Here is a 24,656-nt window from a genome sequence, read left to right on the forward strand (position 1 = left end):
GTCGGGGTTCTCAGTTCGTGAGGGGGCACGCGCCCGCCGCGAGGGCGGCGGTCGCCCTCTGATGCTCCCGGCCGAGGTCGCCGATGAGGTCGGCATCACGGCACCCGACCACGCCTTACGCTTTCGCCGCACCTCCTCGAGAGCGCAGGGCCACGCGATCCGAGGACCACTGATGACCCACGCCGATGCCCCTCCCCTCCGCCGCGCCGTCGAACGGGTGGTCGCTCTCGACGGACTGCGCGTCGCCGCGGTGCTGGGGGTCGTCGCCATCCACGTCACCGGGATCATGGTTTCGAACCCGGAGATCTCCGGATCGATGTCGTGGTGGCTCGCCCTCGCGGTCAATGCGGGGAACATCTGGGTCGTGCCCGTGTTCGTGATGGTCAGCGGAGCGCTCCTCCTCGGGGAGGGCACCCATCGGAACGGGCCCGCGTCGTTCTATCGTCGACGCCTGCTCCGACTGGGGCCGGCCTTCGTGTTCTGGCCGCTGTTCTACATCTTCGTCGTGCGAATGCTCATCAGCGGTGCGGAGCTCACTCCGCTGGGCGTGGTCGGGCTCTTGGCCGCAGGAACCCCGTACACCCACCTCTACTTCCTGTTCCTCATCGTCGGTCTCTACGCGGTGGCGCCGGTGCTCGCCGCATTCCTCCGTGGCGGGGGAGAGGGGCGCGCCCGGATCTTCGCCGCATCGGCACTGGCCGCCACGATCCTGACCTACACGCTCGCCTCCGTGTTCACCGCGATCGGCCAGCCGCAGTCGATCGTGCTGAACGCGCTCACGCAGTGGCTTCCCTACGTGGGCTACTTCCTCGCGGGGTGGGCGTTGCGCGTGTTCGTCCCCAGGGGGACCACTCTTGCGGTCGTCGTGATCGCCACGGTCGGTCTTCTCGCAGAGATCGTCTGGCAGTCCGGCACGCGCGCCGATCATCCGACCCTCAACGCGGTGCTTCCCCTCGGCTATCTCGGGTTGGCGACCGCGCTCGCAGCGTGCGGTGTCTTCCTGTCGTTCCAGGGGATCTTCGCGGCCGTCGCGCTCCCGACCCGGGCGCGCCGAGTGCTCGCCACGTTGTCGGACGCCGCGTTCGGCGTCTTCCTCGTGCACTTCGTGGTTCTGATCCTGGTTCGGATGGCCGTTGCGGCCCTCGGTGGCGCCGTGACCAGCTCCTTGACCGTCACCGTCATCATCTGGCTGGTGGTGGTCGTGATCTCGTTCGCGATCAGCCTGATCGCTCGACGGGTGCCCTACCTGAGACGGCTGTTCTGACGTTCGTCCGGGCGGCCGTGGAATCCAGACTCAGCGCGTGCCGTGCGGATCGTCGGCGAGGACCCGGCTGAGCTGCTCCCGGAGGATGCGCCCCGAGTCCGACGCGAGCGCGTGGTCGCGCACCCACTGCTGGCCGAGGCGCGCATACCTCTCGGCGAGCGCCGGGTCGTCGAGGAGGGTGCGCAGATGCGCCGTCACCTCATGCGCCTGGGTCACGAACCAGGCCGGCTCGTCCCACTCCGGCAGGTCGGGTTCAGCGGACGGGTCGGCGCTCTGGAGCACCGCGCAGCCGGCGGCGAGGGCCTCGACTCCGAAGACCCCCGGCACGAACGCGTAGAACTGGTTCAGCACGATGTGCGCGTCGCGCAGCGCAGCGACCACGCGCTCGTGAGGCACATCGATGAGCTCCTCGTAGTCGAACTCGCGGCCCTCGTCCCGAAGGGCCTGCACGGCGGCGCGAACGACCTGGGTCCCCTTGATGATGGGCGACGAGGGCGCGTGGAGCACGCGGAGGCGGACCGGCGAGGAGAACTTCGCGCTCGTGTCCTGGACGCCGTCGTCGGGATAGAAGTAGAGGAACGGCAGCGTGGGCCTCGTGAGATACGAACGCTGATCGTTGCGCATGCTGAAGATCAGATCCGCGTGACGATCGGCGGCCTGCGCCGCGCGGCGGGTCGTCTCGTCGAACTCCGCCGAGACCGTGGCGCGATCGGCGAACCCCTGATAGGTCGACACGTTGGGCCTGCCGAGGGTGGCCTCGAGCTCCTTCATGAGCTTCGGCGACCGGATGTCGGTGCCGGTGAAGACGCAGACGACGTGCACGCCCTTCCGCTTGAGGAAGCCGAACTCGTACGCTCGGGAATCGTCGAGCCTCGAGAGGAAACCCGTCCGGCTCACGTAGACGAATCCGCGTGCGCGCCTCGCCAGTCGGCCCATGATCCACGGGCCTGCGTACAAGCGCCGAAGCCTGCCCCGGATGCCGCCGATGCCCATGTCGACTTCGGTGTCGTACGCGAACGAGTAGAACGGATGCCGGACGAGGTTCACCGTGTGCGAGTCGGGGATCTGGTCCGCCAGCTGGCGCACCATCGTCGCGACCTCCTGCGGCCCGACCACCCACGAGACCTGCGCATCGCCCCGGCCGCGTCGGTGCCACGCATAGCTCGCGTGCAGCGCCGCCTTCTGTGCGAACTGCGGGAGGGCTGCGCGCGCCTGATGGAGGTATCGGAGCACGTTCCTCGGCCTAGCCTGCGCGCACCGAACGTGACTCCGCGAGCGTGATGCGAAGCGCATCGACCACGGAATCCACGTCCGACTCCGTCATCTGCGGATAGAGCGGCACGGTGAGCGCCTGTCGGTGCGCCCGGGTGCTCGCGGGCAGCGCCTCGTCGGCGATCGCGAAGCGATCGCGGAAGTACGGCTGCAGGTGCATGGAGTACGTGCCGAGCGTCGTCTCGATGTCACGAGCCTTGAGCGTGTGGATGACGTCATCGCGGTCGAACGCATCGTCCAGCATCAGGACGTAGGACTGGAAGGTGTGCGTCCGGTCGTCGGGAACGATCGGCGTCGTCAGGCCGTCGACCTCGGCGAGGCGATCGTCGTACGCGGCGGCGAGGCTGCGTCGTCGCTCGAGGATGTGATCCAGTCGCTCCATCTGCGCGATCCCGATGGCGGCGTTGATGTCGCTCAGGCGATAGTTGTAACCGGCGTCCACGAAGGACATGTAGGTGTCCCCGCGGACCGCACCGTGGGTCCGCAGGACGGCGATGCGTTCGGCCACTCCGGCGTCCGAGGTGGTGATCATCCCGCCCTCGCCCGTGGTGATGATCTTCCGCGGGTGGAACGAGAAGACGCCCGCAGTGCCGAGGGCGCCGGCCGCGACGCCTCGGTACGTGGCGGCGAGGGCGCACGCGGCGTCCTCGATCACAGGCAGGCCGTGAGCCGCCGCGACCGCGTTGATCTCGTTCATGTCCGCGGGAAGCCCGAATGCGTGGACCGGCATGATGGCGGCGGTGCGCTCGGTGATCGCCGCTTCGAGCTTCGTCGGGTCCATGTTGAAGGTGGCCGGATCGATGTCCACGAACACCGGGACCGCGCCCTGCTGGATGACGGCGTTGGCGGTCGCGGGGAAGGAGTAGTCGGGGATGATGACTTCGTCGCCCGGCTCCACCCCGCAGGCGTGCAGCGCGAGATGGATGCCCGTGGTCGCCGAGCTCGTCGCGTAGGCGTGGCCGGTGCCGACCAGCTGTGCAACGAGCGATTCGAACTCCTGCGCCCTCGGCCCCTGGGTGAGGAACCCGGTCGCGAGCACCGAGCCGACGGCCTCGAGCTCGGCCTCGCCGAGAAGCGGAACGTTGAGCCTCACGCGAGGATCTCTTCGTACCACTCGACGGTCTCGCGCAGCGCCTCGTCGCTCAGCACCGGCGGGTGATGGCCGACGTACGAGACCAGTCGACTGACGTCCGCGAGGTGGCGGCGGACATCGCCCGGCCGCTCCTCCACGTGCACCACCGGGTGATCGGGCCGACCCATGATGGTGAGGATCTGGGCGACGAGGTCGTTGATCGACGTGCCGACGCCGGTCGCGACGTTGAGTTCCAGTCCGCGGCACTCGGGGTTGTTGAAGATGTCGATCGTGAGCTCGGCGGTGTCGCGGACGAAAGTGAAGTCGCGGGTCTGCTCGCCGTCGCCGAAGATCGTGATCGGTTGTCCCGTGCGAACGCAGCGGACGATGATCGGGATGATGCCGGCGTACGAACCCGGGTTCTGGCGGGGCCCGTAGTTGTTGAAGGGGCGGATGATCGTCGCGTCGATCCCGAAGGTGCTGACGTACGAGCGGATGATGTGGTCCTCAGCCGACTTGCTCGCCGCGTACGGGGTCAGCGCATCGTGCGGGTGCTCCTCGTCCATCGGCACGTACCGTCCGGAGCCGTAGGCCTCGGAGCTCGAGAAGTGCACGTACCGCTCGACGAGCCCTCGTCGCGTGATCTCGCAGAACGTCGTGGTGATGCCGATGTTGGTCTGCATCGTCCAGTGCGGGAACGTGAGCGAGGTCGGCAGCGGCACGACCGCGAGATCGAACACCGTGTCGATGCCGTGGGTCGTCACGACGTCCTGCATGGCGGCGAGGTCCGAGGCGTCGAGCCGGATGATCTCGAGATCGTCGCGTCGGGCGAGCGCGGGGGCGAGATTCCCCTCGTTCCCCAGGAAGAAGTTATCGACGACGACGAGCTTCGCAGGGTCTTCCGAGATGAGCCGATCGACGAGGTGGCTTCCGATGAACCCGGCGCCGCCGGTGACCAGGATGGAACGGTTTGCAAGCGTCAACGAGGTGAACTTTCGATAGGATTGCCTGGCGATCGCGGCCAGCGGACCAGAGGCAAGGCTACCATCCGCCCGCTCGCGCACATCAGAATCGGGGATCGTCATGGCAGTGTCCGAGGCATCGGGTATTCCCGCCAACCCCTACAACCCGCACGCCTGGCTCATCGGCGACCCCGAGATCGGCGAAGGCTGCTGGATCGGGGCGTTCTGCGTCATCGACGGCAGCGGCGGGCTCACCATCGGCGACGGCTGCGACGTGTCGTCGGGCGTCCACATCTACACGCACTCGACCGTCGCCCGCTGCGTCTCGGGTCGCGCCCTGCCCATCGAGCGACGGGCGACGACCATCGGCAGCCGCGTCCACATCGGGGCGAACGCCGTCATCCTGATGGGGTGCGAGATCGGGGACGGCTCGATCGTCGCCGCCGGCGCGATCGTGAAGGAGGGCACCCGAGCACCCGCGGGCAGCCTGCTCGTCGGGGTGCCGGCCCGCGTCATCCCCGATGCCGCCCTGAAGTTCGACGCATCTCGGAACCCCTCCGTCGATTCGTGATCGAGGGGGCGCCAGCATCGTCCCGTCATCCGAATATGATGGAATTCATGCGTATCGCCGTCGTGGCCCTCGGAAAGATCGGGCTTCCCCTCGCCGTCCAGTTCGCCGACTCAGGTCACGAGGTGATCGGGGTCGATGTCAACGCCGACGCGGTCGCTTCGATCAACGCCGGGATCGAGCCGTTCCCGGGTGAGGCGGAACTGCAGGAGAAGCTCTCCGAGCTCGTCCCCGCCGGCCGGCTGCGGGCCACGACCGACTACTCCGATGCCATCCCCCAGGCGGACGCGGTCGTGATCGTCGTTCCCCTCTTCGTCGACGACACGACGTGGGAGCCCGACTTCAAATGGATGGACGCCGCGACGCGCTCGCTCGCGGAGCACCTCACCCCGGGCACGCTCGTGTCGTACGAGACGACCCTGCCGGTCGGCACCACGCGAGGGCGGTGGAAGCCGATGATCGAGGAGATCTCCGGGCTCGTCGAGGGGGAGGACTTCCACGTCGTCTTCTCGCCCGAGCGCGTGCTCACGGGCCGCGTCTTCGCCGACCTGCGCAAGTACCCCAAGCTCATCGGAAGCCTGTCGGACGAGGGCACCCGACGGGCACGGGAGTTCTACGAAGCGGTCCTCCAGTTCGACGAGCGCGATGATCTGCCTCGGCCGAACGGCGTCTGGGATCTGGGCAGCGCCGAGGCATCCGAGATGGCGAAGCTCGCCGAGACGACCTACCGCGATGTCAACATCGGACTGGCGAACCAGTTCGCGCTCTTCGCCGCCGCGAACGGCATCGATGTCTACCGCGTGATCGAGGCGTGCAACTCACAGCCCTACAGCCACATCCACCGCCCCGGGATCGCCGTCGGCGGGCACTGCATCCCGGTCTATCCGCGACTGTATCTCGCGACCGACCCCGACGCGGACATCGTTCGCACCGCGCGAGTGCTGAACGCGTCGATGCCCGAGCGAATGGTCGCGCAGGCGGAGAGCGTGCTCGGCTCGCTCGAAGGTCTCCGCACGGTCGTGCTCGGTGCCGCGTACCGCGGCGGTGTGAAGGAGACCGCGTTCTCCGGAGTGTTCCCGACCGTCGAGGCGCTCCGCTCCCGCGGCGCGGTCGTGACCGTGCACGACCCGCTCTACTCCGACGAGGAGCTCCGTGCGATGGGCTTCGCACCGCACGCGCTGGGCGCCGAGGTGGATCTCGCCATCATCCAGACCGACCACGCCGACTACCGCGTGCTCGCGCCGGGCCAGCTGCCCGGAGTCCGGCTGCTCGTCGACGGACGAAACGCGACCGATTCCGCAGCATGGGCGGGAACTCCCCGCCTCGTCGTCGGCGCGGGCTGAGGCCCGGCCGCAGCCCCTCGTCGTCGGCGCAGGCTGACGCCCGGCCGCGGCCCTCGTCGTGGGCGGGGGCCGAGGTCCGGCCGCAGCCCACGACGGGCTACGAGGTCGCGCTCGTGAACGGCGGGTAGGTCGGCGTCGAAGGGGTCGCCTGTATGTCCAGCTGCAGCGCGCTGACGAGCAGCTGCGTGCCGATCATCAGTGGCAGCGCGGCCAGCATGACCGTCGCGGCGGTCGCCACGACCGATGCGGCGATCTGGAAGACCATCCACACGCTGACGCCGACCCCGAACACGAAGAGCAGCAGGCCGAGGAACCCGAGCAGCGCGATCGGGGAGAACGACCAGAGCACGTAGCGATACCAGACACGCGACCAGAACCCCGACCAGAGTCGGCCGATCAGCTCCGGGACCACCTTGCTGAGTCGGATGCTGGACACCTCGTCGCCGTAGATCGCCGGGATCGGGACATCGACGGCAGGTACCTGCAGGATGTTCAAGTGGATGAGGAGGTCGTTCTCGAAGCTGTAGCGCGTCGCGACACGATCGAGCGGAACGCGCTCGAGGACCTCCGTGCGGATCGCGGTGTATCCGTTCTGCGGATCGAAGAGGTTCCAGTATCCGGAAGCCATCTTGGTCAGGAAGGACAGGGCGATGTTGCCGAAAACCCGGTGCGCCGGCATCCCCTTGAACGACTCGGGGGAGTAGAACCGGTTGGCCTTGGCGAATCCGTACCCATCCTCCGTCACCCGGTCGAGCAGACCTGGAAGGTACGCGGGGTCCATCTGCGCATCACCCGCCATCACGACGTTCACGTCCGCCCCGAGGGCCATCGCCTTGCGGTGGGCCGTGATGATCGCGCCGCCCACACCCTGATTGACCTCATGGCGGATGAGCGTGACGCGCGGGTCGGTGCTCGCTCTGACGACGTCACTCGTGCCGTCGGGGCTGCAGTCATCGACGATGACGATGTGGTCGACATAGGCGGGCATCGTGTCGATCACCCTCGAGATCATCCGCTCTTCCTTGTAGGCAGGAACGACTGCGGCGACGACTGCGCCCTTATACATCGGCGGACTGGTCCTTTCGGGTGCGGGTGAACACCCAGTAACGGTATATGAAGTAATTCCACACGGTGGTGGCGGCGACCGCGAGGACCTTGCCGACGAGCCACTCGCCGCCCAGCGCGTCGACACCCCACACGATCACGGTCGTGGCGATCGTGTTGAAGATCACGAGCACGGTGTAGCGTCCGACGCTCGGCACGACCTTGGCGTCGGACGCGAACGCGACGACGCGCTGCATCGTATAGGTGACGGCGAAGGATGCCAGGAACGCGATGGGGGCGGAGATGGCGAGCGGGACGCCCAGCACCTCGTGAGCGAACCAGAGCAGGGCCACGTCCACGACGAAGCAGAACCCGCCGACGGCGAGATAGCGGATGACGCTGTTGCCCCAGAGGCGAGCGAGGGCGTGGGGACGCGTGGCGTCGGGATTGGTGGACATCGACTCCATCTTGCCAGAATGCGCCTGAGCGCCCTTCCGGTCCGTCCCGGGCGGAAATTCGGTCGATAGACTGAGTGGGCGCGGCGATGCCTCGAGGCACGCTGCGCAGCCGCGCCTGCGGCCATCCTCGAGCAAGAAAGCGCGCACTGCATGGATCTCCTCATCGTCGGCTCCGGCTTCTTCGGCCTCACCATCGCCGAGCGTGCCGCGAACGAGCTCGGCCTCACCGTGCAGGTCATCGACCGGCGCGATCACATCGGCGGCAACGCGTACAGCGAGAACGACCCGACCACGGGTATCGAGGTGCACAAGTACGGCGCACACCTGTTCCACACCTCGAACGAGAAGGTGTGGGAGTACGTCAACCGGTTCACCGCATTCACCTCGTACCAGCACAAGGTGTACACGAACCACAACGGCGTCGTGTACCCGCTGCCGGTGAACCTCGGCACGATCAACCAGTTCTTCGGCGCGGCCTACTCGCCCGACGAGGCTCGCGCCCTCATCGCCTCCCAGGCCGACGAGTTCGACACGAAGACCGCGGCGAACCTCGAGGAGAAGGCGATCTCGCTGATCGGCCGCCCGCTCTACGAGGCGTTCATCCGCGACTACACCGCGAAGCAATGGCAGACCGACCCGACCGAACTGCCCGCCGAGGTCATCAGCCGGCTGCCCGTGCGCTACAACTACGACAACCGGTACTTCAACGACACCTACGAGGGCCTGCCGGTCGACGGCTACACCGCGTGGATCGAGCGGATGGCCGACCACCCGAAGATCGACGTCAAGCTCTCGACCGACTTCTTCGACACGTCGCAGCCGTTCAACAAGGCGGCTGTGGCCGGCAACGTTCCCGTGGTCTACACCGGCCCCGTCGACCGCTACTTCGACTCGTCGGCCGGGCACCTGAGCTGGCGCACCCTCGACTTCGAGCGCGAGGTCATGCCGGTGGGCGACTACCAGGGCACGTCGGTCATGAACTACGCGGACGCTGCGGTGCCGTTCACCCGCATCCACGAGTTCCGCCACTTCCACCCCGAGCGGGAGTACCCGGCCGACAAGACCATCATCATGCGCGAGTTCTCGCGCTTCGCCGAGCAGGGCGACGAGCCGTACTACCCGGTGAACACCCCCGAGGACCGCGCGGCGCTCCTCGCGTACCGCGAACTGCAGGACGGCGAGGCCGACGTCTACTTCGGCGGTCGACTCGGCACCTACCAGTACCTCGACATGCACATGGCGATCGGTTCGGCGCTCAGCATGTTCCAGAACAAGCTGGTCGAGCGCTTCGCGCGCTGACCCGCGTCACGAGAACGGCCCCGGGGCGGATGCCTCGGGGCCGTTCTCGTTGCTTCGGTGGCCTACTTCTTCGTGGTGAAGTGGGGCGCCCACTGTTCGGGTGAGGTGATCTCGGGCAGCGCGGCACGGTACTCGCGGGCGAGTTCGGGCCAGCGACGCTTGAGCTCGGCGTGCAGTCGGCGGCTCTCCCGAAGAAGTCGCCGGAACGTCTCGGGGTCGCGCGTGTAGCGCACCTTGCCGGAGCCGTCCGCGGTCGACACGAGGGCGCTGTCGAAATAGGGGAGCCGGAACCACGTGCCGTCGCGCTTCGAGAGCTCCACCTGCGGTTCCGCGACGTTCTGCGGTGCCGGCTTGGTCAGCCACTGCTTCGCCGTCATCTGCGCGGTGAACGCGACGAGGGGAACGCCTCGCGGTCCCTTCGGCCCGGCGGTTCCGGACGGAACCGGGTAGACCCGCTTGCCCTCGACGGTCCGGGGCAGGTCTTCGTCGTTCTTGAGCACCGTCTTCTCAGGGAACTCGGCTGCTGCTGCGCGCAGCTCGCCGAGGATCGTCGGCATGCCGCGCTGCATGTGCTCGGGACCCGACAGGATGTCGCGGAGTGCCCGGTGCCGCAGGGTGACGGGATAGTACTGCATCGAGAGGAGGTGCTTGAGGTCCCAACGCTTGCTGTCGCGCATCAACAGGCCTCCGCCGGCGTGGGGGGAGTGCAGGAGCGCGGCGACGATCCGGTTGCGCGCGTGGAAGTACGCCTGCCAGTCGATCGAGTCGTCCTTGTCGAGCCACGACACATGCCAGAGTGCCATCCCCGGCAGCGTCACGGTCGGGTAGCCGGCGTCGCGGGCGCGGAGGCAGTACTCGGCGTCGTCCCACTTGATGAACGCCGGGAGCGAGAGGCCGATCTTGCGAACGACCTCGGTCGGGATGAGGCAGAACCACCAGCCGTTGTAGTCGGCGTCCATCCGGGCGTGCATCCAGCGGGTCTGGCGCAGGTTCGAGAACCGGAAGTCGTGCGGGACCTCATCGTGCGGCTGTGCATGCCAGACGAAGGGCTTGAGGTCGACCGTCTCCGCGAACGCGTGCAGGACCGGGCGGTTGAGCAGGTCGAACATGTGCCCGCCGACGACGACCGGACGCGTCGTGCGCCGTGCGAAGCGCACCGCACGCGCGATGCTCTCGGGCTCGACCGTGACGTCGTCGTCGAGCAGGATGATGAAGTCGCTCTCGCCGGCTTCGAGCGTCTCCGCCATCGAGCGGGCGAATCCGCCGGAGCCGCCGAGGTTCGGCTGCTCGATCATCGTGAGGGTTTCGCCGAGCAGCGCCGCGACGTCGCCGTAATCGGGTTCGTCGACGACGCGCTGGTTGCCCTGGTCGACGATGTAGATGCGATCGATGACCTCGCGGACGGTGGCGTCGGATGCAAGCGCCCCGAGGGTGCGTACACAGTAGTCGGGCTTGTTGAAGGTCGTCGTGCCGATGGATGCCCCGCCGGTGCGCAGCTCGGGCGCGTCGGTCTCCCAGCGCCCGTCGGCCACAACGACCTCGTGGTCCCCGGCGACGATGTCGAACCAGTACCAGCCGCCGTCGCCGAACGTCACGACCGGCAGCTCGATCTCGTGGCGCACGGTACCGCTGAACGGTTCGGAGGCGACGCGCTGCGGGATGCCTTGGGCCGTCGAGCGGTAGACCAGCAGGGTGCCCGATCCACTCGTCTCCACGCTGAGCCGCACACGTTCGACGTTCGTCCACTGCTGCCAATACGACGCAGGGAACGCGTTGAAGTAGCTCGCGAAGGAGACGCGGTCGCCGGCGCCGACGCGGAACCGGTCGCGCCCGAGCACGTCGTCGAGGTGGGCGCGATCGCTGACGCGCACCTCGCGTTCGCCGACCTTCGCCCACACGTCGGCGTCGACGTACAGCGAGATGACGTCGGGATCGGCATCCTGGGGGAAGACGATGCGTTGGATCTCGTTCCAGGTCAAGCTCACGCTGAAATGCTCCGTGGTTCGGTGGGAAGGCTCCGCAGCTGTCGGCGCCCCTACGAGCCTACTGGCTCTGCTCGGCGAATCCTGGGCGCGAGTGACACGAGCTGGACGGCGAGCACGCACGACTCGGCGATCGCGAGGCCCCAGGCGACACCTGGTGCGCCGAGCCAGATCATCAGCGGATACATGAGTGCCGTCCCGACGACGGCGCCGACGATCGTGCTCGTGGCGAGCACCCTCGTGAGTCCATACGCGGTCAGGCACGCGAATCCGGTGAGCTGCGACACGAGGATCGCTGCGAGGTTCACCGCCATCGGCACGGCGAGGGCGGTGGGGATGCTGAGGGCGCCGCCCGAGAGCACCTCACCGATCCACGGTCCCGCGATGCCGTAGGCCAGACCTCCGAGCACGCCCAGGCCGATGCCGATCAGGGTCACGCGCCGGGCTCGAGCCGCCTGCGTACGCGGATCCGGGTTCGGCACCCATCCCTGCGCGACCTGCACGACGGGGCGCGTCGAGTACAGCGCGAGCCGCACGATCCGCTCGGCGAGGGCGTAGACGGCCGTCGCTTGGGGGAGGAAGAGGTCGATGAGCACGATCGGGACGTTGACGTAGAGCGAGGAGGTCGCCGACATGGCGACCGGACTCGCCTGGCCTGCGAGGTTCCGAACGGCCTTCACCGGCGACAGGGTGAACCGCCAGCCGCGGTAGCGGGCGAGGATGTCCCAGGACGAGAGCACGGCGGCGATGACGACACCGGCCAGCTGGAGGCCGGCGAAGGCAACCGCATCGCCCGTCACGATGAGTGCTCCGGCGCCGAGCACGGTGCCCGCGGTCCGCGGGAGCGTGTCGAGCAGGAGGAAGCGGATCGGACTCGCCTCGCCGACATAGAACCAGCCCGCGCCGAGCGCGACCAGCACACCGCTCGCAACCGTGAGTGCGGCGAGCAGCGCGTCGTGGCCGATGATCACGACCGCGATGACGATGGCGATCGGCACGACGAAGATGCAGAGCCAGGTCCGGCTGAGCAGCGAATCGAAGAAGTACTCGCCGCGCTCGCCCGGCGCGCGGGCGGCGATCTCGGTCGGACCGATCACCCCCCAACCGAACACGGCGAAGACGATGCCGAACCCCGCGACCGCCTGGGCGACCGCGATCGTCGCCCAGGCATCGGCGCCTGCGGCGACGATGATGGCGGGGATCACCGCCAGGCTCACGACGCCGCTGATGGCGACGGAGAGCCCGTAGCCTCCGGCGAAGCGGAGCGCAGTCTTGGTCTTCACGCGCCGACGACCTCCAACGGGCTCAGGTTCGGGCTGGGGCGCCCGGCCGGTGTCGTGCGCATTCCCGCTATTCTCTCCCAGAACCGCGGGAGCGAGGAACCGAAGCGGGCAGGTGGGAATCCACGCGTTCGCATAGACTCGTATGATCCTCTGAGCCACCCGTCAAACGAACCGAAGGATTTGCACTTCGTGACTGTATTTCGACGTGCCGGCCTGCGCTCGGGGCTTCGGGCGGGGAAGCGCGGCCTTCGCGTCGGCTTCGATTCGCCCGCACTCGGTCGCACGGTCGATGTCGAGATCGACGGCCACCGCATGTGGTCGACGCGCGTCCCCGAGCCCGAGGGGCGCACCGTCGTCGTCCCGTGGCCGAACGTGCTGAGCACCCATCTCGTGGGCGAAGGGGAGATCGTGCTCCGTGACCAGCGCAGTGGCATCGCGCTCGCGGAGGGGCGTTTCGCCTGGCCGAGCGCGGCGCACACGATCGGACTGCCGGAGCTCGCGGCATCCGGTCAGATCGTCGACAAGTGGGGCAAGCTGACGGATGCGCCCTCCGATGAGCTGCACCGTCGTCTCATCGCCGCCATGGGCGCCGTGCTCGACGACCTGCGGGGGCTCGGGTACACCGCGGCGATCACCGGGGGCACGCTGCTCGGCGCGATCCGCGAAGGCCGCATCCTCGCGCACGACGACGACATCGACCTGCTCGTCTACCTCGGCGAGGTCTCCCCGCCCGACGTCTCGATCGCCTCCTACGCGCTCGAGCGCCGCATCCGGGAGCTCGGCCACGACGTGATCCGGCACAGCGATGCGCATCTGCAGGTCATGTTCGAGGCGCCGGCAGGCCCCGGCGTCCACGGTCCCGACGTGCATGTCGACCTGTTCCTCGGCTTCCATGACCGCGGCATCTACAGCCAGCCGATCGCCGTGCGCGGCCTGTTCGATCCCGAACTGCTGCTGCCGTTGACCGACGTGAGCCTCGAAGGCAACACGGTGCCGTCGGTCGCCGACGGCGACGCGTGGCTCGCTCTCTGCTACGGACCCGACTGGCGCACGCCCGACCCGGGCTTCCGGTTCCGCACCCCGGCGGCGACCCGCAGGCGGTTCGAGAACTGGTTCGGCGTCTACGACCTGAATCGCGACTTCTGGGAACGGCATATCCGACTGGGGCGATCCCGGCACTGGCGTCGCGACGCGGCCAGGATGCTCGCGGCGACCGCGCCCGGAGAACGAGTGATCGACCTCGGCTGCGGAGACGGCGAACTGGCCGCGGTGCTCGCCGAGGCGGGTCGAGAGGTGCTCGCCGTCGACTTCGCGCGCGCGGCCATCGCAGCCGCTTCCGCCCGGCCCGGGGTCACCGCGCTCAGGCTCAACCTCGCCGACCGTCGGGCGGTGCTCGACTTCATCGCCGACGAGCTCGGGCGGGGCGGCGTGCGGCACTTCCTGCTCTCGGACGTGCTCGCCTCACTGACCCGCGAGACCCGAGCCAACACCTTCCTGCTCCTCCGCGCCCTGCTCGGCCACGATTCGACTGCGCTCGCCTCGTTCGCGGTCGACCCGTCGTTCGTCTACGAGCACCATCGCCCAGACACCTGGCATCTGCCGCTCGCATGGCTGCGCGAGGAGGCGTCGCGGGAGGGGCTGTCGATCGAGTTGGTGGCACGTTCGCTGCGCTCGTCGTCGTCGGGTCCGCGATCGGTCGCGACGGTGAGGATCTACAGTACGAAAGCGCCGGCATCGCCGGCTCGGGAGGAGACATGGTGAACCGGTTCGAGACGGCACTGCGCAAGCTGGGACGCCGCGGTCCGACCGTGCCGGAGTCGGCGGAGATCGCGCGGCTGAACGCTGAGCTCGACCGCCTCCGTGCCGAGGTCGACGAACTTCGGGTCGACTCCCGACGGATCGCCGAGCTCTACGACCTCGTTTTCGAACGGCTGCGTGCCGAGGCGGGCGAGCGAGAGGAGCGCTGACCCGCTGCGCCGAGGCGGCACGACGTGCGCGGACGCGCCGCAGCGGGATCAGCGTGCCGCTGCAGCGACCTGCACATCGACGATCTGCCCGGTGAGGTCGGAGTCGAGCAGACGCAACGAGACCGCTGCGACGTGATCGGGATCGAGCAGGGTGTGCGTCGGCTCGTCGCCGAACGCCTTCGTGCGCATCGGCGTGCGGGTGCGCTGCGGGTTCAGACAATTGACCCGTACGCCCGCCTCGGCCCACTCGTCGGCGAGCGCCTGGGTGAGGTTGACGACGCCGGCCTTCGTCGCGGAGTACATGCTGTAGCCGGCCCTGCCGCGGGTGTACGAGCTCGATGTGAAGAGCAGCAGCTGCCCCCTCGAAGTCTCGAGGTATGGGAACGCCTCCTGCGCGATCTTCGCCGGGGCGAGCAGATTCGTCTCGAGCGTGCTGCGCAGGCGCTTCTTCGACGTCTCGGTGAGGTTCGAGATCGAGAGCACGCCCGCCGCGATCACGACGTAGTCGATGCCGCCTTCAGCCGACGCGGTCTTCAGCGCACGGCGCACCTGCTTCCGCGAGGTCACGTCGGTGCCGGTGGACGAGCGGCTGAACGAGTGCACCCGGGCGCCCGCGGCCCTCGCCTGCCCGGCGATGCTCGCGCCGATCCCGTAGCTGCCGCCGAACACGACGACCGACTTGCCGGTGAGGTCGAGCGCGACCTGACCGTCGGCGGAGGGCGCGGTGAGCGACGTGGTCTGCAGCTGGAAGATCTTGTCGGCGATGTGGATGTCGAGCGGTTCGGTGATCTTCATGTTCTCGGCCGTGCCGGGAACGACCTTGATCGGCACCTCGGGGAGGTACTTGAAGATCACACCGCAGTCATCGGTCGCGGCAAACTCGGGGTCGTCCGCGGCGAGCTCGTAGGCCCGTCGAATGACCGAGAGCCGGAAGGCTTGAGGGGTCTGACCGCGGCGCAGCCGAGAGCGCGGTGGGATGCCGGTGATGATCGAACGTTCATCGACCTCGATGATGGTGTCGGCCGACGGGATGGCGGTGTCGACGGCGTCGTACTCGTCGAGCGCCGCGACGCAGTCCTCGATGATGCGGTCGTCGAGGAACGGGCGCACCGCGTCGTGGAAGAGCACCTTGGGGTCGGCATCGTTGGGGAGTGCTGCGAGGGCGAGCCGCGTGGTGTCGTTGCGGGTCTCACCGCCCGGCAGCACGGCGGTGAGCTTGGTGAACCGCGGATCGAGCTTGAGATGGTCGAGTTCGTGGATCGAGCCAGCGTTCATCATCACGAGGACCTCGTCGATCAGCGGGCTCGCCTCGAGCGCCTCGAGGGTGTGCTCGACGATCGCCTTACCGGCGATTCGAATGAGCTGCTTGGGCATGCCGAGCCCGACGCGGACGCCGATGCCTCCGGCGAGGATGACCGCGATGGTCTGGGAGGACGGGTTCATCGGGTGGAGGCCTTCAGCGTCGTGATCGCATCGCCGATCGCCCCGTCGAACACCATCTCGCCCCGCCGGAGCACGATGCCCCTGCTGCAGAGATCGGACACCATCCCGAGGTCGTGACTCACGATGAAGAGCGTCTTGCCGGCTGCGACGATCTCACGGATCTTCGTCTTGCACTTCTCGCGGAACGGCGCATCGCCGACGGCGAGCACTTCGTCGACGAGGAGGATGTCGAGTTCGGTATGAATGGCGACCGAGAACGCGAGGCGCACGAACATGCCGGACGAGTAGTGCTTCACCTCCGTGTCGATGAACTCGCCGATCTCGCTGAACTCCACGATCTCGTCGAAGCGGGCGTCGATCTCGTCCTTCGACATGCCCAGGATGGCCGCGTTCAGGTAGACGTTCTCACGTCCCGAGAGGTCGGGATGGAAACCGGCCCCGACTTCGATGAGTCCCGCGACGCGTCCGCGAGTCAGGATTCGACCCGCGTCGGGGCGGAGTACGCCCGAGACGAGCTTGAGGAGGGTCGATTTTCCGGAACCGTTGTAGCCGAGCAAGGCGATCGCCTCGGAGTCGCCGACCGTGATGTCGATGCCGTTGAGCGCCTGGAACGACGTCGAGGTCTTCTTGCGCCTGATCCAGGCGACGAAGGTCTCCTTGAACGACTGCGTGTGGCGCAGGGTATAGGTCTTCCGAACGCCCTCGACGATGATTCGCGGCGGATTGAGCTCAGAGGTCTTGGGCAAAGCGACCCTCCAACTTTCGGAAGACGAACTGGCCGATGAGCAGCACGACGAGTGCCACGACAACCGAGATGCCGGCGAAGAACCAGAGATGCTCGGGTCGTTCGGCCGCCTCACTCGTCGTGGGGAACCAGAACGCCGAGTGGAAGAGTTCCACCGCCGAGGTGAGCGGGTTGAGCATGTACAGGTCGAACGCCCAGGTCGGCAGCTTGTCCCGCACCATCGTGAACGAGTACAGCACCGGGGAGGTCCAGGTCGCGAACATGAGGATGAGCTCGACCAGGTTCTGCGAGTCGCGGTAGGAGACGTTGATGGAGCCGAAGAGCAGCCCGAGTCCGGTGGCGATCAGGAGGACGATGAAGATGGCGAGCAACGCTCCGGCGAGCTGCACGAAGGTCGGCACCCAGCCGAAGATCAGGCATACCACGACCAGGATGCTGAGCTGCGGAAGGAAGTGGACGAACGCGATGAAGACGTCCGCGATGGGGAACAACTCGCGCGGAAGATAGATCTTCTTCACCAGCGCCTTGTTGTTGACGATCGACTTCGTCGCGTTGCCGAACGCCTCGTTGAAGAGGTTGACGACCACGATCCCGGAGAACAGGTAGATCGGGAACGCCTCGATCCCTCGCGAGAGATTGAGGAAGACTCCCATCACGACGTAGTAGATGAAGAACTGCGCCGTCGGCTTGACGTACGACCACGCCCACCCCAGAACGGAGCCGTGGTAGCGCGTCAGGATCCCCTTGCGCACGAGGAGGCGCAGGAGGTATCCGTAGCTGAACACATCGAGGATCCCGCGTCCGGAACCGGGTACGGAGAACGCCGAGAGATCGACGGAATCGGGCTTGGACATCTTGACGATTGTATGCGCCCGAATGGGGACCGGTTGAGCGGACGTGCAGGGCCCGCTCAGCTTCGCTTGAGCGCGTCGCGCCAGCTCATGTCGCGCGCGGCCTTCACCGCGCAGATGACGACGAGCATCCACCCGCCCTCGTAGAGGGCGAAGCTCTCGGCAGCGCTCGTCACCGCGACTGCGACCAGCACGAGGGCGGGCCACAGGTACACGACGCTGCGCCGGTTCGACGCGAGGAGCCAGGCTCGCACGAGCGCGACGCCGATCAGCGCGGCGAAGGCGAACGCACCGATGACGCCGACCTGGAAGTAGGCGTCGAGGTACGCGTTCAGCGCCGACTCGTGCGGCCGCCCGGCCCCGGCTTCGAGCCAGGTGTACGGCGGTGAATCGGGCCACCGGCCGACCCAGCCCCAGCCCTGCAGCGGGTTGAGGCTCAGGTAGCGCGAGAGTTCGCGCCAGAGATCGAGGCGCACGTCGAACTCGGCCCGTGCATCGAGCAGTTCGATGATGCGGATGCGCAGGATCCACCCCGTGACGAGCGCGGCCGCGCCGGTGACGAGCAGCGCGAGCTGCCAGCGCCAGCGGCTCACCGTGGGCACCCGCCGCAGCCCGTAGAGCGCTGCGAGGGCCACGAGCGCCGCACCGAGGGCGATCCAGGCGGTGGGGGAGCCCGAGAGCACGATGGAGCCGAGCGCGAGGGCGACCGAGCCGATCGCACGGCCGCGCGAGATGATGTGCATCCGCCATTCGACGATGAAGGTGATGAACCCGATGAGCGCGACGAAGCCGAGCATGTTGCGGGAGCCGAAGATGCCCTGGATCGGGCCGAGCGCGGCGAGATCGCCCTGGATCCCGAGGAACGGGATCGGCGAGTCGATGAGGATGCCGGCGAGCAGCTCGAGCGCGAGCGAGACGGCGAGGAGGAGCCGGAAGGTGTCGCCGAAGGCGCGCACGATCTGGATGGTGTCGCGCATGAGCGCCACGTAGATGCCGAGCACGGCGAAGGCGACGAGGTAGACGACGCGGGCCGCCGAGGCGCCGGGGGTCGTGCTCCAGATCACGGACGCGGCGCACCAGCCGACGAAGACGAGGATCGTGAGGGGCAGGATGCCGTACCACTCGATCGCCCGCCAACGCGTCACGAGCGAGGCGGCGCAGAGCACGAGCAGGCCCGCGAGCGCCGCGAGCAGGCCGGGCCAGCCGATCAGGGCGCGGATCGCGTGCGTGCTGAACGCCAGCCCGATCGCGATGAGCGAGACCGCCTGCGCGAACCGTGCCGAACCCACGAACTCGCGGATCATCTCGGCGCGCGCCGGCGCCCCGCCCGACGTCATCGCGCCCCGTCGCGCACGCCCTGCGCGTCGTGACCGCCGAAGCGCTTCGCGCGGGGTGCGGCGGGCAGGGGCTCGTGCTCCCACTGGCGGCGCTTCGTCGACCAGGCGATCGCGATCAGCAGCACCCAGCCGCTCTCGACCAGGATGCGGCTCTCGGCGAGGCTCTGGCCGATGAGTGCCACGAGCACGAGGAGCGGGAGGAGCGCGGCGGGGGAGTACGGGATCGGCCGGCCCGAGGCATCCATCGGCCGGTCGACGGCGAGGAACCACGAGCGCCACAGCGCGCCGATCACGATGGCGGCGAAGGCGAGGAGGCCGATGATGCCGAGCTGCATCCACACGTCGAGCCAGGCGTTGTGCGCCTGCAGGTAGACGACGCCCTTGCGGACGGCGAGGTCGCTGAACGGCTCGACGAAGGGATTCCAGTAGCCGACCCAGCCCCAGCCCGCGATCGGGCGCTCGCCGATCATGCCGATCACGGCGTCCCAGATGTCGAGTCGACCGGTCAGGTCCTCACCCTTGCCGAAGAGCTCGAGCAGTTGATTCCAGAACACGGCGAGCAGGGTGACGGATGCCACGAGCGCACCGCCGGCCGCCCAGTACACCCCGCGACGACGCTCGGGGCCCATCCGGCGCGCCCACAGCGCGAATCCGAGGGCGACGAGGACGACCGCCGCCACGAGGATGACGGTCGCCGATCGGGTGAGCGCGAAGACCGCACCGGCGACGGCGAGCCAGAAGATGCCGCTCACTCGTCGCATCGTGCCCGCCGCGAGCATCGTGCCGAAGACGATGAGCCCGAGCAGCGCGGTCATCGCGAGGAGGTTGCGGCTGGCCACGATGCCCTCGATCGGACCGCCGTCGAAGAGCAGTGCTCTCGACCAGTAGAAGGCCATCGGGATCTTCTCGGCGTTCGGGTCGAAGTCGGGGAAGTTCGGCACCAGCGGTTCGCGGACGAACACCGCGACCCAGAGTTCGAAGAGCAGGGAGAGCGCGAGCACCCATTTGATCGAGGCGCCGAGCGAGCGGACGATGCCGGACCAGGGCAGGCTCAGCGCGAGCGCGACGGCGACGAAGGTCGTGACGACGGTGAGCCCGACGCCGAGCGCCGAGGCGCCTGGATAGAAGGACCACGCGATCGAGAGGGTCGCGAAGACGAGGAACACGAGCGTCGACTTCGGCACCCGTCGCCAGTTCCATTTCGGACGCGTCGCGACGACGAGCCAGATCGCGCCGCCGAGCACGAGGGCCGCGACGATGCCGAAGCCCCACCAGCCGAGCAGATTGCGCCAGAACTGGCCCGCCAGCAACGTGAACAGCGCGAACGTCGCGTACGCGCCGATGAGCGCGCTGCGCCGTACGGGACCCATGGGGTAAAGCGTAGCGCCGTACTCCCGTCGCCAAGAACCCGAGGCGAGGCGACCTGGCCGTGTTCGAAGCATTCCGAGGTCCCGTACTCCCCCGAACGCACCTCTGGTTCGCCCGCTCGGGGCGACAGCCGCAATGCAGGGGTGACGCATATGCTGTGGGGATGCCCATCGATTGTCCGCCCGAATGACGGTCATGGGGAGGATCGGTCGGATCATTCGCGCCGGCGGATCTCGCTTGGCCGGACGCGCACAGCCGACCGAGCCGCTCGTCAGCGTCGTCGTCCCGGTGTACAACGTCGAGGCGTACCTCGCGAGCACGATCGACTCCGTGCTCGATCAGCGGTTCGCCGACTTCGAGTTGATTCTGGTCGACGACGGCTCGACGGACCGCTCGAGGCGGATCGCATTGAGGAAGGCGCTCGGAGACGCGCGCGTTCGACGGATCAACCAGCGGAACGCCGGCCCGGGCCCTGCTCGTGAGCTCGGCATCCGACATGCGCGCGGCAAGTATCTCGCCTTCCTCGATTCGGACGACCTGTTGCCGCCCGACGCGTTGGGAGCGCTCGTCGACAGCGCGGAGAAGACCGGATCGGAGATCGCGGTCGGTGCCTTCCGCCGGTTCGACGGCACACGAGTGTGGGTTCCTGAGTGGGTCGGCGAGCTGCACGGTGGGCCCACGCTCCGGACCACGCTCGATGCGACACCGAAGCTGCTGAGAAACAACTACCCGTGCGGGAAGATCTTCCGGCGGGACTTCTGGTCGGCCCAGCGCCTCGGGTTTCTCGACGGGGTCATCTACGAAGACCAACCGCTGATCGCACTGATGTTCGCGCGGGCCTCGTCGATCGACGTCCTCGACACGATCACCTACGACTACCGGGCCCGCCAGGATCGGTCGTCGATCAGTCAGAGACCCGAGGAACTGCGGGATCTTCGAGATCGCGTGGCGGCGTGGCGTCGCTCATTGGACTCGCTGCGCCGCGAGGGGGTCGGAGAGGCCGTGCTCGCCGCATGGTACTGGACGCTCTACGCCACCCACTTCCATTGGTATCTCGACAACGATGCGATCGACGATGACGAGTACTGGTCGATCCTCCGAGCAGCGCTGCTCGCGGTCGAGGAGCACGAGCCCGACGACGCGCGCGCAGAGGTCACCGCGGAGCGTCGAGCGGCGCTCTCGCTCCTCGCCTCCGGGCGGAAGGAAGAGCTGCTCCAGTTCCGGGCATCCGGCGCATACCGCTGTCCGTCCGACTACTTCGTCGGCGCCGATGCGTCGGGGGTCGAATACGGATTCGTCGTCGATGTGCCGCTGACCGAGCGGACCACGGCACCTCCTGCGGCGCGTGTCCAGCACCTCGTCGAGCGAGGGGAGTTCGATGACGAGGCATCAGCGACCGAGCTTCGACTCAGCGGGTTCGCCCGGATCCGCGGTGTTCCCGACACCGTGGGCGTCTCCGTGCGAATCGAGTTGACCGGTCGCCGTACCGGAGCAGCTGCAACGGTTTTCGAACAGTGCGCCGAAGGTGGAAGATTCGACTTCACCGTCGGCCTGGGCCCGTTGGCCGATGACACGTACGAGTTCTCGGCCACGGTCGAAGTGAATCACCTGCGGATTCAGGTGGGACTCGGGCATCCTGCCGAGTGGCTCGCGGCCGACGGAATGGTCGCGCACGGCGCGGATCGCCGGTACAGACTCGAGCGCGACCCCAACCCGCACGTACCGCTACGACTCACGGTCGTTGGGCTCACGCCTCCGGAACGAAGGGTTCGGAGGCCACCTGGAACGGAATCGCGCGACCCGCAGCGATGATCGCGTCGTAGACCCGTTCACTGTTCCGCCCGTCGCGATGTGGGAACGCCGCTCGCGTCCGTTCGACGTACTTCGAATCGTTTCCCTCGAGCAGTTCGCGAAGATGCTCGATCGTCGATGCAGCCTCGAACGTCACTGGCCCGAATCCGTCGCGCGAGTAGTCGAAGTACCCGCGCCGCTCGGTGTGCTCCGCCCAGTAGCGCTCATCGTCGAACTGGAAGTACACGCTCGGTCGCCCGAGGAGGGCGAGGTTGAAGGCGATCGACGAGTAGTCGGTGATCATCGCGCACGAACGCGCGACAACCTCCTGGATGTCGAGCCCGCCGTACTGAAGGACCTCGATCTCATTCGGGAGGTCGAATTCGGGAAGGTAGTGGCTGAGGTTCGGATGGGGGAGGAACACCAGCCGGCGATCGTGCCGTCGAGCGAGTTCGAGGAGCGTGGGGTCGGTGAGCAATGAACGCCACGCGCGCGCGAATTCGCTGTCCATGAATCCCGAGAAGTGCCCGTGCCGCTGCGAACGGACCTCGAGCGACCCAGCGAGGTACTTCCGCCACGTCGGGGCGATCAGGATGTCCCGGACGGCGTCCGGGCTGACCTCGGCGCTCTTGCGGAGGAGCGCATCGAACCGTGGCATCCCGGTGAGACGAACCTCCCGGGTCGAGAAGCGGTACGGCCCCTTTCCGCTGAGGTAGCGGTACTCGTCAGGGGTCGAGGTCACGATGGTGTCGATCGGCTTGGGGTTCAGCCAGGTCGAGAGGTCGCCCTTGATGACACCGTGCTGCAGGAAGGTGAAACGCCACCGCGGGCGTCCGTACCGCTTGCCGAACGGATTGACGATCGGGGCGTCCGCGTGGCTCGACACGAGCTCGGCGGCCATGATCATGAGCAGGCGATACTGGCGGCTGCCGTACGCCACCATTCTGAACCCGTCCGTGCGGAGACGCTCCCAATCGGGGGAGTCCTTGCTGAGCATGAACCACGCGTTGACCTCGGGTCGATTCGCACGAAGCCAACGGTAGAACTCTTCGGCGCTGTCGTTCGCGTCCCATTCGCGATCGATGAGTGCCCACGCATCGAAGTACTTCTTGCGGTTCCACGGCGCGCGGAGTTCGAGGGAGACCGCGGTGTCGCTGAGGCTCGACTTCTGCATCGATCGGATGACGGCTCGGATCGCTCGTCCGAGCGACTGACGCACGAGGGCCACGATGCCGAAGTCCACGCGGAACTTCGGCGGTGTCAGTTCATTGCGCTCTTCGACGAGCGAACGCTCCTGGTCCGGTCGGAACTTGTACGGCGACCACGTCGTCTCCTCGGGCGAGATGGTCTGCTGTGTGCCGTCGAGGTCGACTCGGGTCGTCCCGTCGGCCGGCACCCATGCGGTGCGTTCGTGCGCCAGGACGCGGCCGAAGTAGCTCAGCGTCCGGTCGGTCGCGTGGTGCGGGGCGACCTCGACACCGCGCGAGAGGATTCGTTCGACGGGCCGGGGGCCGGTATACCGGTACCTCAGCCGCACGAGATCCCGGTCGTCGTCGATGGCATCGGCGATGACGCCGGACGCGATGGGGCCTTTGCGGAAGGCATGGGCGAGCGCCCATCGGTCGTCGAGCGGGAATCCGACGATGTCGGAACCCAGGACCGACTCGGGTTCGAGGTACTCCATCGTTGCTGCCACCTCATCGAGGAACGCGTCCAGGACGTCTCGAGGCAGCGAACGACCGGCAGCTCCATCGCGCCCCTCGACCTTGAACAACCAGAGAAGGTCGTAGGCGATCAGTGCCTGCAGCCAACGGGGAACTCGGCCGAAGCGGTCGTCGGCAGCGCCGAGCAGGGGCAGGTAGCCGTGTTTGGCGACCTGCTCGTAGGTCCGGGCATCGCTTCGCGCACCTTGAACGGACGAACTTCCGTCGGCCCGCTGACGGTAGTAGTAGTACGCATCCGCGACGAGGCCGACCACCGGCCTCGATGCGGTGAGCAGATACTCCGAGACGAACTTCCCATCCTCGAATCGGGTGCGCAGACGATCGTCGAATTCGACGTCGTGCTCCCGTACCCGGTCGAGCCTGAAGAAGGTCAGCGGCGCTTGCCCGTGGACGAAGTTCGGTTTGCCTTCGAGGTCGACGATGCTGCTGCCGTTTCGGAAGCGGAATGCGTTCGGGTGCCGATCAGTCCGGGCGTCTGTCGCCTCGTCCCACATGATCGTGTGTCCCGCGAACAGCACGGCGTCCGCGGCATCGGGTCTGTCCATGACCGCGGAGACGCGCTGGAAGTAATGCTCGTCGAGCACATCGTCGGGGTCGACGAACGTGATCCATTCGCCGGATGAGGCGGCGATCCCGGCGTTCCGCGCCGCCCCCTGCCCCTGATTCTCCTGGGTCAGGACACGCACATTCTCATGATCTGCTGCGAATGCACGGCAGGAATCCAACGAGCCGTCAGTCGACCCGTCGTCGACGAGAATCACCTCGAGATTCCGAAAGCCGAAGCTCTGTGACACGAGCGAGGCGAAGAAGTCGCTGAGATAGCGGTCGACGTTGTAGACGGCGGAAGCGATGGTGAACTGAGGCTGCATGGGACTCCGTGGTA

20 protein-coding genes are annotated in these 24,656 nt (G+C 67.5%); 7 read left to right on the forward strand and 13 right to left on the reverse strand.

What is annotated here, in order from left to right:
• Positions 1–172: 172 nt before the first annotated feature.
• The gene (locus ACFVTR_RS03420; RefSeq protein ID WP_387034742.1) at positions 173–1,264 is read left to right on the forward strand and encodes an acyltransferase; all 1,092 of its coding nucleotides are present in this window, start codon (positions 173–175) and stop codon (positions 1,262–1,264) included.
• Between the two features lie 30 nt (positions 1,265–1,294).
• Here the strand turns inward: ACFVTR_RS03420 and ACFVTR_RS03425 are convergent, their stop codons facing one another.
• From ACFVTR_RS03425 to ACFVTR_RS03435, 3 genes are read right to left on the reverse strand one after another with little or no spacing between them, the layout of a single operon-like run.
• A complete protein-coding gene (locus tag ACFVTR_RS03425; protein WP_387034744.1) occupies positions 1,295–2,497 on the reverse strand; it encodes a glycosyltransferase in 1,203 nt (400 codons plus the stop codon).
• 10 nt (positions 2,498–2,507) lie between these two features.
• Positions 2,508–3,629, reverse strand: a complete 1,122-nt coding sequence (locus tag ACFVTR_RS03430; protein ID WP_387034746.1) for a DegT/DnrJ/EryC1/StrS family aminotransferase — start codon at positions 3,627–3,629, stop codon at positions 2,508–2,510.
• Positions 3,626–4,591, reverse strand: coding sequence for a dTDP-glucose 4,6-dehydratase (locus ACFVTR_RS03435; protein WP_387034748.1), 966 nt, complete (start codon positions 4,589–4,591; stop codon positions 3,626–3,628). Before ACFVTR_RS03435 ends, ACFVTR_RS03430 begins: the two co-directional genes overlap by 4 nt.
• A 100-nt stretch (positions 4,592–4,691) precedes the next feature.
• Between ACFVTR_RS03435 and ACFVTR_RS03440 the strand changes: the two genes are divergently transcribed.
• A complete protein-coding gene (locus ACFVTR_RS03440) occupies positions 4,692–5,141 on the forward strand; it encodes an acyltransferase (RefSeq protein WP_387034750.1) in 450 nt (149 codons plus the stop codon).
• A 47-nt stretch (positions 5,142–5,188) separates the two neighbouring features.
• Entirely contained in the window at positions 5,189–6,481 is a 1,293-nt protein-coding gene (locus ACFVTR_RS03445) for a nucleotide sugar dehydrogenase (protein ID WP_387034752.1), read from the forward strand.
• A 97-nt stretch (positions 6,482–6,578) separates the two neighbouring features.
• Here the strand turns inward: ACFVTR_RS03445 and ACFVTR_RS03450 are convergent, their stop codons facing one another.
• The gene (locus tag ACFVTR_RS03450) at positions 6,579–7,547 is read right to left on the reverse strand and encodes a glycosyltransferase family 2 protein (RefSeq protein WP_387034754.1); all 969 of its coding nucleotides are present in this window, start codon (positions 7,545–7,547) and stop codon (positions 6,579–6,581) included.
• Positions 7,540–7,983 carry a GtrA family protein gene (locus tag ACFVTR_RS03455; protein ID WP_387034756.1) on the reverse strand — a complete coding sequence of 148 codons (444 nt, stop codon included), beginning with the start codon at positions 7,981–7,983 and terminating at the stop codon, positions 7,540–7,542. The genes ACFVTR_RS03450 and ACFVTR_RS03455 overlap by 8 nt, the downstream gene beginning before the upstream one ends.
• Positions 7,984–8,133: 150 nt before the next feature.
• Here ACFVTR_RS03455 and glf point away from each other — a divergent pair, with 150 nt between their 5' ends.
• Positions 8,134–9,282, forward strand: coding sequence for a UDP-galactopyranose mutase (gene glf / locus ACFVTR_RS03460; protein ID WP_387034758.1), 1,149 nt, complete (start codon positions 8,134–8,136; stop codon positions 9,280–9,282).
• 62 nt (positions 9,283–9,344) lie between these two features.
• Here the strand turns inward: glf and ACFVTR_RS03465 are convergent, their stop codons facing one another.
• Positions 9,345–11,267, reverse strand: coding sequence for a glycosyltransferase (locus ACFVTR_RS03465; protein ID WP_387034760.1), 1,923 nt, complete (start codon positions 11,265–11,267; stop codon positions 9,345–9,347).
• Positions 11,268–11,317: 50 nt separating this feature from the next.
• Positions 11,318–12,547 (reverse strand): lipopolysaccharide biosynthesis protein, encoded by a 1,230-nt coding sequence (locus ACFVTR_RS03470; protein ID WP_387034762.1) that lies wholly within the window; start codon positions 12,545–12,547, stop codon positions 11,318–11,320.
• Between the two features lie 189 nt (positions 12,548–12,736).
• On the opposite strand from ACFVTR_RS03470, the gene ACFVTR_RS03475 reads away from it, so the two are divergent.
• Both ACFVTR_RS03475 and ACFVTR_RS03480 read left to right on the forward strand, forming a co-directional pair.
• On the forward strand, positions 12,737–14,308 hold the full coding sequence (locus ACFVTR_RS03475) for a methyltransferase domain-containing protein (RefSeq protein WP_387034764.1): 1,572 nt from the start codon (positions 12,737–12,739) through the stop codon (positions 14,306–14,308).
• On the forward strand, positions 14,302–14,514 hold the full coding sequence (locus ACFVTR_RS03480; RefSeq protein ID WP_387034766.1) for a hypothetical protein: 213 nt from the start codon (positions 14,302–14,304) through the stop codon (positions 14,512–14,514). The genes ACFVTR_RS03475 and ACFVTR_RS03480 overlap by 7 nt, the downstream gene beginning before the upstream one ends.
• Before the next feature lie 48 nt (positions 14,515–14,562).
• Here ACFVTR_RS03480 and ACFVTR_RS03485 read toward each other — a convergent pair whose 3' ends face one another.
• From ACFVTR_RS03485 to ACFVTR_RS03505, 5 genes are read right to left on the reverse strand one after another with little or no spacing between them, the layout of a single operon-like run.
• Positions 14,563–15,957, reverse strand: coding sequence for an SDR family NAD(P)-dependent oxidoreductase (locus ACFVTR_RS03485; protein WP_387034768.1), 1,395 nt, complete (start codon positions 15,955–15,957; stop codon positions 14,563–14,565).
• Positions 15,954–16,703 (reverse strand): ABC transporter ATP-binding protein, encoded by a 750-nt coding sequence (locus tag ACFVTR_RS03490; protein ID WP_157422457.1) that lies wholly within the window; start codon positions 16,701–16,703, stop codon positions 15,954–15,956. Before ACFVTR_RS03490 ends, ACFVTR_RS03485 begins: the two co-directional genes overlap by 4 nt.
• On the reverse strand, positions 16,687–17,556 hold the full coding sequence (locus tag ACFVTR_RS03495) for an ABC transporter permease (RefSeq protein ID WP_387034770.1): 870 nt from the start codon (positions 17,554–17,556) through the stop codon (positions 16,687–16,689). The genes ACFVTR_RS03490 and ACFVTR_RS03495 overlap by 17 nt, the downstream gene beginning before the upstream one ends.
• Positions 17,557–17,612: 56 nt before the next feature.
• A complete protein-coding gene (locus ACFVTR_RS03500) occupies positions 17,613–18,890 on the reverse strand; it encodes an O-antigen ligase family protein (RefSeq protein ID WP_387034772.1) in 1,278 nt (425 codons plus the stop codon).
• On the reverse strand, positions 18,887–20,260 hold the full coding sequence (locus tag ACFVTR_RS03505) for an O-antigen ligase family protein (RefSeq protein ID WP_387034774.1): 1,374 nt from the start codon (positions 20,258–20,260) through the stop codon (positions 18,887–18,889). Before ACFVTR_RS03505 ends, ACFVTR_RS03500 begins: the two co-directional genes overlap by 4 nt.
• A gap of 184 nt (positions 20,261–20,444) precedes the next feature.
• On the opposite strand from ACFVTR_RS03505, the gene ACFVTR_RS03510 reads away from it, so the two are divergent.
• Complete coding sequence (locus ACFVTR_RS03510) at positions 20,445–22,070, forward strand: glycosyltransferase family 2 protein (RefSeq protein ID WP_387034776.1); 1,626 nt, start codon at positions 20,445–20,447, stop codon at positions 22,068–22,070.
• On the opposite strand, the gene ACFVTR_RS03515 is transcribed toward ACFVTR_RS03510, so the two are convergent.
• On the reverse strand, positions 22,006–24,642 hold the full coding sequence (locus ACFVTR_RS03515) for a CDP-glycerol glycerophosphotransferase family protein (protein ID WP_387034778.1): 2,637 nt from the start codon (positions 24,640–24,642) through the stop codon (positions 22,006–22,008). The two genes, ACFVTR_RS03510 and ACFVTR_RS03515, sit on opposite strands and share 65 nt — an antisense overlap.
• Positions 24,643–24,656 lie beyond the last annotated feature (14 nt).

The organism is Agromyces sp. NPDC058126 (assembly GCF_042884595.1).
Classification (GTDB): Bacteria; Actinomycetota; Actinomycetes; order Actinomycetales; family Microbacteriaceae; genus Agromyces.

What these genes read in the sequence shown, in the direction of transcription:
- ACFVTR_RS03420 (WP_387034742.1), top strand. Translation starts at nt 173, where the DNA reads ATGACCCACGCCGATGCCCCTCCCCTCCGCCGCGCCGTCGAACGGGTG.
- ACFVTR_RS03440 (WP_387034750.1), top strand. Translation starts at nt 4,692, where the DNA reads ATGGCAGTGTCCGAGGCATCGGGTATTCCCGCCAACCCCTACAACCCG.
- ACFVTR_RS03445 (WP_387034752.1), top strand. Translation starts at nt 5,189, where the DNA reads ATGCGTATCGCCGTCGTGGCCCTCGGAAAGATCGGGCTTCCCCTCGCC.
- ACFVTR_RS03450 (WP_387034754.1), bottom strand. Translation starts at nt 7,547, where the DNA reads ATGTATAAGGGCGCAGTCGTCGCCGCAGTCGTTCCTGCCTACAAGGAA.
- ACFVTR_RS03455 (WP_387034756.1), bottom strand. Translation starts at nt 7,983, where the DNA reads ATGTCCACCAATCCCGACGCCACGCGTCCCCACGCCCTCGCTCGCCTC.
- glf (WP_387034758.1), top strand. Translation starts at nt 8,134, where the DNA reads ATGGATCTCCTCATCGTCGGCTCCGGCTTCTTCGGCCTCACCATCGCC.
- ACFVTR_RS03480 (WP_387034766.1), top strand. Translation starts at nt 14,302, where the DNA reads ATGGTGAACCGGTTCGAGACGGCACTGCGCAAGCTGGGACGCCGCGGT.
- ACFVTR_RS03485 (WP_387034768.1), bottom strand. Translation starts at nt 15,957, where the DNA reads ATGAACCCGTCCTCCCAGACCATCGCGGTCATCCTCGCCGGAGGCATC.
- ACFVTR_RS03495 (WP_387034770.1), bottom strand. Translation starts at nt 17,556, where the DNA reads ATGTCCAAGCCCGATTCCGTCGATCTCTCGGCGTTCTCCGTACCCGGT.
- ACFVTR_RS03500 (WP_387034772.1), bottom strand. Translation starts at nt 18,890, where the DNA reads ATGACGTCGGGCGGGGCGCCGGCGCGCGCCGAGATGATCCGCGAGTTC.
- ACFVTR_RS03505 (WP_387034774.1), bottom strand. Translation starts at nt 20,260, where the DNA reads ATGGGTCCCGTACGGCGCAGCGCGCTCATCGGCGCGTACGCGACGTTC.
- ACFVTR_RS03510 (WP_387034776.1), top strand. Translation starts at nt 20,445, where the DNA reads ATGACGGTCATGGGGAGGATCGGTCGGATCATTCGCGCCGGCGGATCT.
- ACFVTR_RS03515 (WP_387034778.1), bottom strand. Translation starts at nt 24,642, where the DNA reads ATGCAGCCTCAGTTCACCATCGCTTCCGCCGTCTACAACGTCGACCGC.